Here is a 13,225-nt window from a genome sequence, read left to right on the forward strand (position 1 = left end):
ATTAAAAGCCATGAAAGAGTTTGTTCATGTCTTTCACAACATAATCTTTAAAATGATAAGCACGCGCATGTTTGGCATCAAACTGAACCGTTAAATCACCTTTTTGAAAAACATAGACACGGTTGTCTTGGCTGATTAAATAGTCTTTACCCAAAGCTAACAGCAAGGCATCAATTTTGTCTGTATCTGCAATACTGTCATCGGCATTAATTTTGTCATAATTGCGTTTAATACCTTTAATAAACATGGCAATATCCTCTAGATCACATGACGCCTGATTCTAGCTTATTTTTGCTGTGGATAGGCATAATCGCCCCATTTACTGGTTTTTATTCCTAAGCCATGCAAACTTTCAATGAGTTTAATCGCAGCACGTACTCCATCAATAATGGGAATATTCAGCTCTACACTAACCCGATCAGCCATTTCAGCCATACCACCACAGCCCAATACAATTGCCCCAATGCCATCCTGCTGTTTTGCTGCCAAACACTGTGCTAATAGGGCTTGATAGGCCTGTTCAGGGTGTTGTTCTAGTGCCATTACTGGCAAATCAATACACCGAATCTTGGCACAATGACCACTAAAACCATATTGCTGTAATAAATGTTCGGCAATGATTTTAGTGCGTGACAAGGTGGTCACAATGCTAAATTTAGTCGCCACTAAGGTCGCCATATGAAAAGCAGCTTCAGCAATGCCAATCACAGGTGCAGTGGCCACTTCACGCGCTGCATATAAAGCAGGATCACCAAAGCAGGCAATAATATGACCATCTACATCTGGAGCAGCTTGGATCAGCTCTAAAACGCCCAGTGCAGCAATCGCTTCATCATAGTGCCCTTCAATTGAGATAACGCCTTGTTTTGGGGATACCGCCATAATTGTGCTCTTCGTTGCAGCGACTTGCTCTGCTGCAAAGCGCATTTTTTCAGTCATTTCCACACAAGTATTGGGATTAATCAGTTGAATGGTACATGACATATTGTTACATCCTATTGTTTTTTAAAATAAAGTTAAAATCATCTGTTTACTATGCAAAGAATAAACCAAAAAATTAACATTATAATTTTCAACCATTTACAAATATTATTTTAACGCTTGGCATAAAAACTGCTCATCAGTGATAAAAATTGCAGTTGAGTTGCACAATGTCAGAACAACAATATAGTCCTAAGCTGAGCAATGTTGATTTGGTACCCGCCAAGCAAAATTGGTCGTGGTATAACATTTTTTCCTTTTGGATGTCTGATGTCCATAGTATGGGTGGCTACATTGTTGCAGCCAGTTTATTTGCTTTAGGGTTGGCCAGTTGGCAAGTGTTTATTGCCCTGATTGTCGGAATTTTAATTGTACAAGTCAGTGCCAATTTGGTGGCTAAGCCCAGTCAAATTGCAGGCGTTCCCTATGCGGTCATTGCACGCCAAGCCTTTGGCGTGTATGGCGCCAATATCCCCGCCTTAATTCGTGGTTTTATTGCAGTATCTTGGTACGGCATTCAGACATGGCTGGCATCTAATGCGTTAATGTTGGTGTTACTTAAATTTTATCCAAGTTTAGCGCCCCTCACTGAGATGAGTTTTGTGGGCTTATCCGCCTTAGGTTGGATCTGTTTTGCGATCATGTGGGTACTTCAAGCTTTAGTGTTTTGGAAAGGCATGCAAGCCATCCGTGTCTTTATTGATTGGGCTGGTCCTTTGGTCTACGTGGTGATGTTTGCTTTAGCCGCATGGTTAGTCAGCCAAGTGGGTTGGAGTAATATTTCCTTTAATTTAAGTAGCAAAAATCTAACCACCAGCGAACAAATCATGCAAACTTTGGTGGCAATTGCTTTGGTGGTGTCTTATTTTTCGGGCCCATTGCTGAATTTTGGTGACTTCTCTCGCTATGGACAATCCATGCAGCAAGTGCGTAAAGGTAATTTCTGGGGCTTACCGTTTAACTTTATCTTCTTCTCCTTGTTAACTGTGGTGACGGTCTCAGCCACCTATAGTTTATTTGGTAAGATGGTACATGATCCATTAGAAACTGTGGCCATGATTGACAACACCACAGCGGTGATTATTGGTTTATTAACCCTATTGACTGCCACAATTGGGATTAATATTGTGGCTAACTTTGTGTCAGCTGGTTTTGACTTTTCTAATGTCTGGCCACAAAAATTGAGCTTCCGTAGCGGGGGCATGATTGCCGCAATTGGCTCTGTACTCATTACGCCGTGGAATCTCTTTAACTCTCCTGAACTGATTCACTATACGCTTGATGTGCTGGCTGCCTTTATTGGTCCATTGTTTGGTATTTTAATTGCTGACTTCTACTGGATTAAAAAGCAACAAGTCAACGTCGCAGATTTATTTAATGATCAAGCTTCTGGGAGTTATTGGTATAAAAATGGCTTTAACCCTAAAGCGATTGGCGCTTTAGCCCCTGCGGTGGTGGTTGGTTTAGTCTTTACCTTAGTACCCCAACTGCAACATCTTGCCCCATTTAACTGGTTTATTGGAGCCATCTTAGGCGCAACGTTCTATTATTTTCTAGCGCGACCAAACAAAGCTTTTGTGGTAGAGCCTGTAAGTAAAACTTTAGGCAAATAAACCGCTTAGACTTTAATCATCCTCAGTAATTGTACTTTACTTTTAAAAGATTACTTTTATGATGAAGGCACATTTACTGGGGATAATAAGGTTTAAATAATGAAAAAACTGCTACTTGCAACCACACTTGCCTTCACAACAACATTGACATTTGCTAACACTGCCGATCCATTTGCAGAAGTTAAAACTTTCATACAAGCCCAAGATCAGGCAGGTGCATTTAAAGCCTTAGAAAAAGTAGCCAAGACAGGCCATGCGGATGCCTTTTATAACCTAGGTTATTTAACCGAAATGGGTCAAGGCACAGCCCAAAATAATAAAAAAGCGCTTAAATACTATGAAAAAGCGGCTAAACAAGGTTCAAGCTTAGCCAATTTTGTTTTAGCAAAAAGCTATGAAACAGGACGTCTAGGTTTGAAAGCCAATGCAAAAAAAGCACAAAGCTACCTAGAAACAGCTGATCGTTTGGGCTCAGCTGATGCAACATTGTTAATTGCCGAACAACTGTTTGCTCAACGCACAGAAGCGGCTAACCAAAAAGCCCAAGCCAAACTTGCTCCTTTGGCTCAAGCTGGCCATGTTGCAGCTGCCTATAGCCTTGCCACGCATGCCATAAATGAGGGTGTACGCACTCAAAAAACAGAAAAAATTAATCAAGGCTTAACTGAATTACATCGTTTAGGCCAGCAAGGTCATGTCTCGTCTTTAATGTTATTAGGCAACTTATATGCCAGTGGCTCTTTAGTGGCACAAGATTTAAATAAAGCCAAAACCATTTTTACGGCACTCGATCAAGCCAAGGTTGCACAAGCAAAACCTGCTTTGGAGATTGTCAATCAAGCCTTAGCCACGCAAGCCAAAAAAGCCGCTGATACCACCCAAACACCAAGCACTAAAAAAGTCGCCACTAAAGCCAAAAAGGTGTAAAAACTAAGCGCCCAAGTGGGCGCTTTTTTTACAATGACCAAAAGCTTAACAGCAAGGCTAGTAAGATAAAGCCCAATAGTGTACTTAACAGCAAAGGTGCTAAAGCACGTTGGCGCATATCATAATGCTCGGCAAAAATCGCAAATGCCACAGGCATCGGCAAAGCGGCCAGTAAAGTACCGGCATATAACATTTCTTGAGGTGCATTTAGCACATACAGTAAGCTAAAGATGCTAAGCGGCATTAGTACTAATTTAAACAGCACTAACATAAGACTGTCGCGATCTATACTGTGCAGCGAGACACCGACCAACCCTGCACCAATAATAAATAAAGCTAAAGGTGAAGCAGTTTGCCCTAAACGCTGTAAGGTATCGCTTAAAAATTGGGGCAATCTGATTTCAAACGCAGCCAAGAACATACCCAAAATAATGGCAATGATCACCGGATTTTTGATGAGCTTTAATACTGTGTCGCGGTAGAGCAACCACTTTGCCGTCTGTTGTTGCTGTGCACCTTCTGCTAAGAGTAACATCAGCGCCACAATACATAAATTTTCAATAATTAAGGTCAAAGATAAATACACTGCTGCATGCTGATCAAGCAACAACGTTAAAACTGCACTGCCAATAAAGCCGGTATTGGACATAGAAGCACCCATGGCCAAAACACTGGCTTGGGTTAAATGTTGGTTTAAATAATAATAAAAATAAGCAATTGCAACAGCAAAAACCAAGAGCGAGCCTAAAGCATAGGCCGCAATATAAATCGGTTGCCAAATCTCCGTTAGATTTTTACTGGCTAAGGCACTCACCAAAAATGCTGGCAATGCGATTTTAATAACAAACTGACTCAAATGTGGCAGTAAGCCACTCGACAGCACACCAAAACGTATACAGGCATACCCCAAAGCCACCAGCAATGTTAAGGGCAATAAAATATCAATCAGCATGCTGTCGTGTTATCACTTAAAAAGCCTGAAATAGGTCTTTTAAGCCATGCGGCTGACAACGTAGATATTGCGGTGCAATGGCAATTTTTGCACCTAATTCAGCTGCGGCGTGCCAAGGCCAGCGTGGATCGTAAAGCATGGCACGGGCTAAGCCAATTGCATCCGCTTGCTCTTGTTGCAAAATCTCTTCGGCTTGCTTAGCCTCCGTAATTAAACCCACCGCAATGACCGGAATATTGAGATGTGCTTTGATTTGTGCTGCAAAGCCAACTTGATAATTGGCTTTGACTTGAATATTTTGTTCACGATGTAAGCCTGCACTTGAGACATGAATATAAACTGCACCTAATTGCTCTAAAGCCTTGCTTAAACCAATGGAGGATTCCACATCCCAGCCTTGCTCGCCCATCCAATCACTGGCCGAAATACGTACCCCAATTGGATAGTTTTCTGGCACTGCAGCTTGAATGGCTTGAAAGACTTCCAAGGTTAAACGAATGCGATTTTCTAAACTACCGCCATATTCATCATCACGTTGGTTAGAGAGTGGCGACATAAACTGATGCAGCAAATAACCATGTGCAGCATGCAGCTCAATAAGATCAAAACCTGCATCAACCGCACGGCGTGCAGCAGCTGCAAAATCTTGAATGACCTGTTGAATTTCTGCTTTGCTTAACGCTTGTGGTGGATGATCATGTTCACCAAAAGCCAAGTCACTGGCTGACACTGTTTGCCAGCCCTGCTCTTGCTGAGGGCCAATTTGACCACCACCATCCCAAGGTTTATGGCTAGACGCTTTACGACCAGCATGGGCCAGCTGTACGCCAAATGGCATAGGGGACAAAGTTTTGACTTTTTCTAATAAGGCCTTAATTTTGGCGCGTTGAATATCATTCCATAAGCCCAAATCGGCATAACTAATGCGGCCAATGTCCTGTACAGCAGTGGCTTCGACAATACATAAGCCTGCACCTGACAGAGCATAATTGGCCCATTGTTGCTCATGCCAATAGCTAGGTTCACCGTCAACGGCCGAATACTGGCACATGGGTGCAATCACAATTTTATTGTTGAGCTTTAGGTGTCCAAAGTTAATTTTTTCAAAGAGTTTGGCCATGCGTACATTCCATTACAATCTTGTTTTACGGCATTTACCATAACCACTTGCAGGCAAATGTACAATCTGAAAACCATGTTATATACAAAATAAAAACAGGCCATTATAGCCTGTTTTTTATTCGGTGCTAAATACGCTTAGAACACCAGTTTAGTGGTTAAGCCCACAACAAAGGCATCATCAACGCGGTTGGTTGAACCGGGATTAATCACATAATGTAAGTTTGGACGTAAGGTTAACCACGGTGTTGGACTGTGGCTATAGTTGAGCTCGACGTTATACTCAGCCGTGGCATCAAACGTCGTTTCAGATAAACGTTCATTGACATGGACGCGATTGACCGCCAAACCAATAATGTCATTTGGCAAAGCATCTGCAAAACCAATATATTTAACTCCCAGTTGCTGTGAGTTATCAACTTTATTGGTCACACGGTCATGCCAAGTAAAATTGGCAAATGAATGTAAACCACGACGGCCTGAACCTATAGATGTCAGTTGCTGCTCAACTGCCAACCATCCTGCAAAGGTACGGTTTTTGCCATCTGTGGGATTGGCAATATCTTTTTGGTTTTTAGCATCATCTGCTGTGTTATACATCCCGCCAATGCGATAGCTGCCCGGCAAGTTATAAAGTTTTGGTGTCCACACCAATTCAACTGGAATGCTCACCCCATCTGCATGGTCGGTATCTAAACTCCAACCTTGCTCTTCTTTGCTGCCATTACCGTTGTCTGGATTAAACTCATAGACACCGATTTGTGCAGTCAGTTCTGGGCTAATTTTTTGCTTAACACGCGCACCCCATTGACCGACTGGGGTATTCATCCAGATATTGCCCTGCCATTTGCCCATTTGTGCTGCACAAAATGCCGTACTGGTAAAATCACAGCCCATGACGTTAAAGTCCATGCCTAGACCCAAACGACCGGCTTTAATACTTAAACCTTGTTCTTTAAAGTTTTTTTCAATTGAGAGTTCAGATAACCGGGTACTTTGGTTCCCACGCCCAAAAGCACCTTGCACATTGGCCATATGTGGCGCGCTCGGGTCTTGTAAGTCTTGAACTGAAGTACTTTCACCCTGACGTGCAGTCACCACAGCACGTAGCGTTACACCATCTAAATTGGCTAGCTTTTCCAAATCAAGCTGCGTGCCTAGCCAAAATTGGCTAGCAACTTTAGCATCTGCATCGTCTTCACGACCACCATCTGCTAAATAGGCAACGTCCACTAAAGCATTGGCTTCAAACTTAATACCTTGTTCAGCAAGGGCTGTGCGCTGCCCATCCCAATCTCCAAGTAAATATTGACCTTGAGGATCAAATGCATCTGCAGCATGCGCTGTTGCGAAAGTCAAAGGCAGTAAAGCCAAGGCGATTTTTTTCATGAGAATATCCTAATTCTAGGCATGATTTTTGGTGCAAGCCGACTGGCGACTTATGTTTGCGAAGAGAACTTACAGAAAATCAACATAAAAATCTTGGCTTTTTTTTTATTAAATTCATAAATATTTTTTATATCTTTAAAAGCTAAACCTAGAGAATAATTATAATTTTATTTATCTATCAATTATTTAATACGTTTTTTTGCGCGACTATTATTGCCTATTTTTTGTTTATTTTTCAAACAATTATTCTTGTATTTATATTCTAAAGTTTTAGATCCTACTATTTATAAATGAGCTTGTATTTTTTGTCTTTCGCCCCATATTTAGTCATATTTATTCAAGAATGAAATTGGCATGCCTGAATTACCCGAAGTCGAAACCACCAAAGTGAGTCTAGAACCTTTGCTTGAGCAATGTGTGCAGGAAGTAACGGTATATCAAAGCAGTCTACGTTGGCCAATTCCTCAAGATGTAGCGCGCTTAAAAGGCCAACGTTTAATGTCTTTAAAACGTCGCTCTAAATATATTGTGGCTGAGTTTGAACAACAGAGTATGCTGTGGCATTTAGGGATGTCGGGGAGCTTTAGAATTTGTGCTCCTGACGAGCCTTTACGTAAACATGACCACTTTGTCATGCGTTTTGAAGATTGTGAGTTGCGCTATCATGATCCACGCCGCTTTGGTTGCATTTTATGGTTAGATCAATACGCTCAGGATAAATTACTGACACCGCTTGGTCCTGAACCTTTAAGTGAAGCTTTTGATGCCAACTATTTAGCGACTAAGCTTAAAAATAAAAATGTTGGCATTAAAGTTGCAATTATGGATAACCATGTGGTGGTGGGTGTAGGTAATATTTACGCCACTGAAAGCTTATTTAATTTAGGTATTCATCCTGCAGAACCCGCTAAATATTTAACCGGTGAGCAAATTCAAGCTTTAATCATTGAGATTAAAAGGATTTTAAAACAGGCCATTGATTTGGGTGGTTCTACTTTAAGAGACTATACCAATGCCATGGGTGAAAATGGCTATTTTCAGCAAACCTTATTGGCCTACGGCCGTGCTGGTGAAATGTGCGTAAACTGCGAAACCACCTTAGAAAATATTAAATTGGGTCAACGTGCTTCGGTATTTTGCCCGACATGTCAACCATTACAACCTAAGGGAAAATTGTCATGAAATCAGCAATCGTGCGGCATATTTTGGTCAAAGACAAAGATCAAGCAGAACAACTGAAAAAGAAAATCTTATCCGGCGCTGATTTTGCCAAAATAGCCAAACAATTTTCGACCTGCAACTCTGCCAAACGCGGCGGTGAACTCGGTGAAGTTAAAAAAGGGCAATTGGTGCCTGTAATTGATAAATTAGTATTTACTGCGGCAGAGCGTGTCTTACATGGCCCTGTAAAAAGCCAATTTGGTTTTCATTTGGTGGAAATTAAGTTCCGTATGGATTTTTAAGCACTATCCCACCCCCCTCTGTTACTAAATGGAAGAATCTCCCTTTGGCAAAGAGGAATTTAAAAACGGCGCATTGAGCGCCGTTTTTTTCTATTTTAGCTCGCTGTTATTGGACAATTAAAATCACTTGATGATTGTCATAACTTACAGTCGCCGCTTTGCCATTCACTTCGACAACACTCAATTTCCCTTGAATCTGTTTCGCTTCCATCAACACATAACGACCTGCTTGAAGTGTTGCATCGTTAATCATCAGTTTACCTTGTAAGGTCACGACATCATTGACTTGAAGTCCATGACGTACATGATTAAAGACCATTTCCCCTTTTTCAAGCAGTGTGAATTTACCATTCACCTGCGTTGTTGCCTTATGATCCAATATAAGTTGACCGTGTTGGACATATACATCCCCCTGCCCTAAAGCAGAAATAGATTGTGCGATTACTGCTCCACCTTTTACATACACGCCGCCTGTAAAGGTGTTTTCACCGTTAAGTGCAAGCTGACCACTCCCCGATTTGGTCAATTTACCATGACCAGTAAGATCATTATTCCAAAGATCTTTGGCCGAGAAACCGCCTAACTCTGCTTGCATATGAACATGCACATCACCAGCTAAATGCGCATAACCACCAGCAGCTTTAAACAAGTCCAAACGACCATAACCTTCAGGGTCATCCATAATTGGATAACCTGAATCGAATGCCGTGGATTTCAGTACCACCCGACGCTGTTCATCTGTCAAATATGGGAAGCGCGACTCTAACAGCACTTCCGCGCCTTTAGGAACATGTGCCACCTGACCTGCTGGCCCATATTGTTTAAATCCAAAAGTCATACGTCGATGTGCGGTTTCTTTCATGGCCTTAAAGTCCATAAAATTATCTTTGCCATTTAAAGGTTGCTTTGCAATGGTATAGAATTCATCCCATGTATTGACTTTAGCTCGCTGCATAAGAACCTGCTGCGCTTGCTGATATGCAGCTGTTCGTTGGGCTTTGGTCATCGCATTGAGGTTCGCCACTGCCGCTGCGACTGATTGTATTCTGCCGCCCATCACATCTAAAGGAGAATGCATACCTGCGTAAATTCTTGACTCACCCATCTCTAAACCACGTGCAATCAGCTCTTGATAACGTTGTGGTAATACATACGCCATGGCAATTGCATTGCGCATACCTTCTGCTGTGTGACCACTTGGGAATCCACCATCGGTTTGAGGTGTCTTGCTCTTCGCAGGTTCTAAGGTTGGTTCCACAATCACATCCGCCGACCAACGCCAAGGACGAGCATACTTGTAAAAACGCTTCGCTGGCTCAGTTGAAGCATGAGTACCAAACATGCCTAAGAAATCGACTACTTTACCAAACTCAGCATTCCCATTGGCTTCACCCACACCACGGTTATTGCCTTGATCATCATATTTAACCTGTGTCGCATCTGCTGCAACCTCGGTAATTGTGGTGAATTGTTTGGCCGCATCTCGCCAATGTTCAGTCAAAGCGCCAAGACCTGAGGTCATGCTATAGGCTTTCCCTCTGCGGTCATCCAGATAGGCTAATACAGATTGTTCAGCTGTTCTTTGACGTGTGATATCAATCACATATTGAATATTATGTTGATGCATATCCGAATGTAAGATTTGTCCATCTGTCGGATCTTGAGGAATACCCGTCCATTTCGATTTTTCAACGGCTGGAAAACCATGTGCCGCTTCAGCTGTCACACCAGCATCCACCACCATGGTACTTGGCTTCCACAGTTGTAAAAAACCAGACAATACACGTACACCTGCATTTGTTTCTAAGGTGGCATAACGTGCATCACCGCGTTGATTGGTATGCCAATCATCCACTACAGCAGATATATTGGCTACAACAGGCGCAGTATCGATGCGACCTACACCTGTCGGTGCTGTTGGTAGCTGAATAGCACCTTGATCAGGCGATTGATATGAGCTACCGTCAGAATCATCATTACACCCCACCAAATATATTGAACAACTTAAGATGCTCATTAAAAATACTTTTGGCATTTTTTTCATTCTATTAACTCATTTTTATATGGGGCATTTAATGAGTGCTATTGTTCATTTCAAAGGTGACGTTCGGGTGAAGAAATCATGACAATGACATGAATAAGCTTACATATTTTATTGTATGAGATGTTTAACTGTCCAAAATCAGAGAGAAATAGAAAAACAAAAAACGGCGCATTGAGCGCCGTTTTTTTACATCATTGATGATTAACGTTTTTTCAGCTCATCACGAATTTCACGTAATAGCTCAATATTTTCAGGCGTTGGCTCTGGTGCTGGTTCTTCTGCCTCTTGTTTACGGCGTAATTTATTCATAAATTTCACCAATAAGAAGACTACCCATGCTAGAAGTAAGAAATTAATTAATACTGTTAAGAAGTTACCATAAGCAAAGACATTTAAGCCGGCTTCTTGTGCAGCTGCTAAGTTACTTACATTATTTGGATTATCACCCAGGACTACAAACCAGTTTGAATAATCGACTTCACCACCTAAGATCCATGACACTAAAGGCATGATTAAATCTTTAACCGCAGAATCAATAATTTTACCAAATGCACCACCGATAATAACACCGACAGCTAAGTCCATCACATTGCCTTTTACAGCAAACTCACGAAACTCTTGAATAATACTCATACATAAACTCCAAACTTTTATATTTATTAAGCGCTCAACACTGCTCAATAATGTACGCTGTTGGTCTGATTTGCCAAGCGCTGTTAGAAAATCTTATACAAAAAAAACCGCTAAGCAGACTTAGCGGTTTTTTCACATCACGTGAACAAATTAAGATTTGTTACGCTTACGTTCGTTTTCAGTCAACCAACGCTTACGGATACGAATTGACTTCGGTGTTACTTCAACTAATTCATCATCTTCAATGAATTCAAGTGCTTGTTCAAGCGTGTACTCGATTGCTGGAACAAGTGTTAACGCATCGTCAGTACCTGAAGCACGTACGTTAGTTAGCTGTTTCGCTTTAGTTGGGTTAACCACCATGTCGTCTGAACGTGAGTTAATACCAACGATCATACCTTCGTAAACTTCTAACTGCGGTTTAGCAAATAGACGACCACGGTCTTGTAAGCTGAACAACGCATAGCCCAAGCAAGTTCCTTGAACCATAGAAATTAATACACCGTTTTGACGCTTCGCCACAGTACCTTGTTTCATTGGACCGTAATGCGAGAAGCTTGACGTCATGATCCCTGTACCAGAAGTCATGGTTAAGAATTCTGAACGGAAACCAATTAAGCCACGTGAAGGAACAGTTGCTTCAATACGGATACGACCTTTGCCGTCAACTTCCATATTGGTCATTTCGCCTTTACGGTGACCCATTTGTTCCATTACAGCGCCTTGGTGCTGTTCTTCAACGTCAAATGTTACGTTTTCGTACGGCTCTTGTTTTTCACCATCAATTTCTTTGATGATTACTTGTGGACGTGATACGCCCATCTCAAAGCCTTCACGACGCATGTTTTCAATTAAAACTGAAAGGTGAAGTTCACCACGACCAGACACTTTGAAACGGTCAGGACTGTCAGTATCTTCAACACGTAACGCTACGTTGTGGATCAATTCGCGGTCTAGACGTTCACGAATGTTACGTGAAGTCACGAATTTACCTTCTTTACCAGCAAACGGTGAGTTATTCACTTGGAATGTCATCGACACTGTAGGTTCATCTACAGACAATGGCGGTAATGCTTCAACGTTTTTAGGATCACAGATCGTGTCAGAGATATGAAGTTCTTCGATACCTGTTACACATACGATGTCACCTGCAGCAGCTGTTTCAACATCTACACGCTCTAAACCATGGTAACCCATGATTTTTAAGATACGGCCGTTACGTGTTTTACCGTCTTTGTCGATCACAGTCACAGGTGTGTTTAATTTCACAGAACCACGTTGGATACGACCAACACCGATTACACCTACGAAGCTGTTATAGTCAAGTGAAGACACTTGCATCTGGAATGGACCATCAACATCAACTGCTGGTGGTTCAACGATGTCTACAATCGTTTGGAATAATGGGGTCATGTCTTCTGCTAATTCTTCAGGAGAAGGACCTGCTACACCACGAAGACCAGAAGCGTAAACCACTGGGAAGTCTAACTGTTCGTCAGTACCACCTAAGTTATCGAATAAATCGAATACTTGGTCAATCACCCAGTCAGGACGCGCGTTTGGCTTGTCAACTTTGTTGATAATCACGATTGGTTTTAAACCACGTGCGAACGCTTTTTGCGTTACGAAACGTGTTTGTGGCATTGGACCTTCTTGTGAGTCGACAAGAAGCAATACACAGTCAACCATAGATAGAACACGTTCTACCTCACCACCAAAGTCGGCGTGTCCCGGGGTGTCCACGATGTTGATACGGTATTCTGTATTGGTACGTGCATCAGTCCATTTAATTGCAGTGTTTTTTGCAAGAATGGTAATACCACGCTCAGACTCAATCGCGCCCGAATCCATGACACGTTCGATCTCGCCCGCGCGATCGCCAAGAGCACCTGATTGCTGTAAAAGTTTGTCTACAAGAGTCGTTTTACCATGGTCGACGTGCGCGATGATGGCAATGTTACGGAGAGTTTTAATATCTGACATGTAAATTCGATATGTATTAAATTTGAGGGCAAATTATACAGAAAAATAGAGAACTTTTATAGTGACTGAGGCGTGACAATTGTATTTTTTTTGATAAGTGGTACGCTTTTGATTTTGTAAA

12 protein-coding genes are annotated in these 13,225 nt (G+C 41.9%); 4 read left to right on the plus strand and 8 right to left on the minus strand.

Annotated features, from left to right (window positions below; genetic code table 11):
* Nucleotide 1: 1 nt before the first annotated feature.
* Nucleotides 2–247, minus strand: a complete 246-nt coding sequence (locus AC5YCI_RS08385) for a hypothetical protein (protein WP_496129263.1) — start codon at nt 245–247, stop codon at nt 2–4.
* Nucleotides 248–285: 38 nt separating this feature from the next.
* On the minus strand, nt 286–984 hold the full coding sequence (locus AC5YCI_RS08390; RefSeq protein WP_496129262.1) for an aspartate/glutamate racemase family protein: 699 nt from the start codon (nt 982–984) through the stop codon (nt 286–288).
* 167 nt (nt 985–1,151) lie between these two features.
* Here AC5YCI_RS08390 and AC5YCI_RS08395 point away from each other — a divergent pair, with 167 nt between their 5' ends.
* Both AC5YCI_RS08395 and AC5YCI_RS08400 read left to right on the plus strand, forming a co-directional pair.
* Nucleotides 1,152–2,594, plus strand: a complete 1,443-nt coding sequence (locus AC5YCI_RS08395) for an NCS1 family nucleobase:cation symporter-1 (RefSeq protein ID WP_496129261.1) — start codon at nt 1,152–1,154, stop codon at nt 2,592–2,594.
* A 99-nt stretch (nt 2,595–2,693) separates the two neighbouring features.
* Entirely contained in the window at nt 2,694–3,521 is an 828-nt protein-coding gene (locus AC5YCI_RS08400) for a tetratricopeptide repeat protein (protein WP_496129260.1), read from the plus strand.
* 28 nt (nt 3,522–3,549) lie between these two features.
* Here the strand turns inward: AC5YCI_RS08400 and AC5YCI_RS08405 are convergent, their stop codons facing one another.
* The 3 genes from AC5YCI_RS08405 to AC5YCI_RS08415 all read right to left on the minus strand — a co-directional run bounded on the left by AC5YCI_RS08405 (nt 3,550) and on the right by AC5YCI_RS08415 (nt 6,981).
* Entirely contained in the window at nt 3,550–4,473 is a 924-nt protein-coding gene (locus AC5YCI_RS08405) for an AEC family transporter (RefSeq protein ID WP_496129259.1), read from the minus strand.
* A gap of 16 nt (nt 4,474–4,489) precedes the next feature.
* Nucleotides 4,490–5,593: an NADH:flavin oxidoreductase/NADH oxidase gene (locus AC5YCI_RS08410; protein ID WP_496129258.1), complete on the minus strand. Its 1,104-nt coding sequence runs from the start codon at nt 5,591–5,593 to the stop codon at nt 4,490–4,492.
* Between the two features lie 137 nt (nt 5,594–5,730).
* Nucleotides 5,731–6,981, minus strand: a complete 1,251-nt coding sequence (locus AC5YCI_RS08415; RefSeq protein ID WP_496129257.1) for a carbohydrate porin — start codon at nt 6,979–6,981, stop codon at nt 5,731–5,733.
* A 354-nt stretch (nt 6,982–7,335) separates the two neighbouring features.
* On the opposite strand from AC5YCI_RS08415, the gene mutM reads away from it, so the two are divergent.
* Together mutM and AC5YCI_RS08425 are read left to right on the plus strand one after the other, a co-directional pair.
* Nucleotides 7,336–8,163, plus strand: a complete 828-nt coding sequence (mutM, locus tag AC5YCI_RS08420; RefSeq protein ID WP_496175433.1) for a bifunctional DNA-formamidopyrimidine glycosylase/DNA-(apurinic or apyrimidinic site) lyase — start codon at nt 7,336–7,338, stop codon at nt 8,161–8,163.
* Nucleotides 8,160–8,444 (plus strand): peptidylprolyl isomerase, encoded by a 285-nt coding sequence (locus AC5YCI_RS08425; RefSeq protein ID WP_496129255.1) that lies wholly within the window; start codon nt 8,160–8,162, stop codon nt 8,442–8,444. The genes mutM and AC5YCI_RS08425 overlap by 4 nt, the downstream gene beginning before the upstream one ends.
* A 106-nt stretch (nt 8,445–8,550) precedes the next feature.
* Here AC5YCI_RS08425 and AC5YCI_RS08430 read toward each other — a convergent pair whose 3' ends face one another.
* From AC5YCI_RS08430 to typA, 3 genes are all read right to left on the minus strand, one after another.
* Nucleotides 8,551–10,488: an acid phosphatase gene (locus AC5YCI_RS08430; RefSeq protein WP_496175434.1), complete on the minus strand. Its 1,938-nt coding sequence runs from the start codon at nt 10,486–10,488 to the stop codon at nt 8,551–8,553.
* A 201-nt stretch (nt 10,489–10,689) separates the two neighbouring features.
* On the minus strand, nt 10,690–11,121 hold the full coding sequence (gene mscL / locus AC5YCI_RS08435) for a large conductance mechanosensitive channel protein MscL (RefSeq protein ID WP_496129253.1): 432 nt from the start codon (nt 11,119–11,121) through the stop codon (nt 10,690–10,692).
* A 150-nt stretch (nt 11,122–11,271) separates the two neighbouring features.
* Nucleotides 11,272–13,104, minus strand: coding sequence for a translational GTPase TypA (gene typA, locus AC5YCI_RS08440; RefSeq protein ID WP_496129252.1), 1,833 nt, complete (start codon nt 13,102–13,104; stop codon nt 11,272–11,274).
* Between the last annotated feature and the right edge of the window lie 121 nt (nt 13,105–13,225).

The organism is Acinetobacter sp. CY17 (assembly GCF_059515825.1).

What these genes read in the sequence shown, in the direction of transcription:
- AC5YCI_RS08390 (WP_496129262.1), bottom strand. Translation starts at nt 984, where the DNA reads ATGTCATGTACCATTCAACTGATTAATCCCAATACTTGTGTGGAAATG.
- mscL (WP_496129253.1), bottom strand. Translation starts at nt 11,121, where the DNA reads ATGAGTATTATTCAAGAGTTTCGTGAGTTTGCTGTAAAAGGCAATGTG.
- AC5YCI_RS08425 (WP_496129255.1), top strand. Translation starts at nt 8,160, where the DNA reads ATGAAATCAGCAATCGTGCGGCATATTTTGGTCAAAGACAAAGATCAA.
- AC5YCI_RS08405 (WP_496129259.1), bottom strand. Translation starts at nt 4,473, where the DNA reads ATGCTGATTGATATTTTATTGCCCTTAACATTGCTGGTGGCTTTGGGG.
- AC5YCI_RS08410 (WP_496129258.1), bottom strand. Translation starts at nt 5,593, where the DNA reads ATGGCCAAACTCTTTGAAAAAATTAACTTTGGACACCTAAAGCTCAAC.
- AC5YCI_RS08400 (WP_496129260.1), top strand. Translation starts at nt 2,694, where the DNA reads ATGAAAAAACTGCTACTTGCAACCACACTTGCCTTCACAACAACATTG.
- AC5YCI_RS08385 (WP_496129263.1), bottom strand. Translation starts at nt 247, where the DNA reads ATGTTTATTAAAGGTATTAAACGCAATTATGACAAAATTAATGCCGAT.
- mutM (WP_496175433.1), top strand. Translation starts at nt 7,336, where the DNA reads ATGCCTGAATTACCCGAAGTCGAAACCACCAAAGTGAGTCTAGAACCT.
- AC5YCI_RS08415 (WP_496129257.1), bottom strand. Translation starts at nt 6,981, where the DNA reads ATGAAAAAAATCGCCTTGGCTTTACTGCCTTTGACTTTCGCAACAGCG.
- AC5YCI_RS08430 (WP_496175434.1), bottom strand. Translation starts at nt 10,488, where the DNA reads ATGAAAAAAATGCCAAAAGTATTTTTAATGAGCATCTTAAGTTGTTCA.
- typA (WP_496129252.1), bottom strand. Translation starts at nt 13,104, where the DNA reads ATGTCAGATATTAAAACTCTCCGTAACATTGCCATCATCGCGCACGTC.
- AC5YCI_RS08395 (WP_496129261.1), top strand. Translation starts at nt 1,152, where the DNA reads ATGTCAGAACAACAATATAGTCCTAAGCTGAGCAATGTTGATTTGGTA.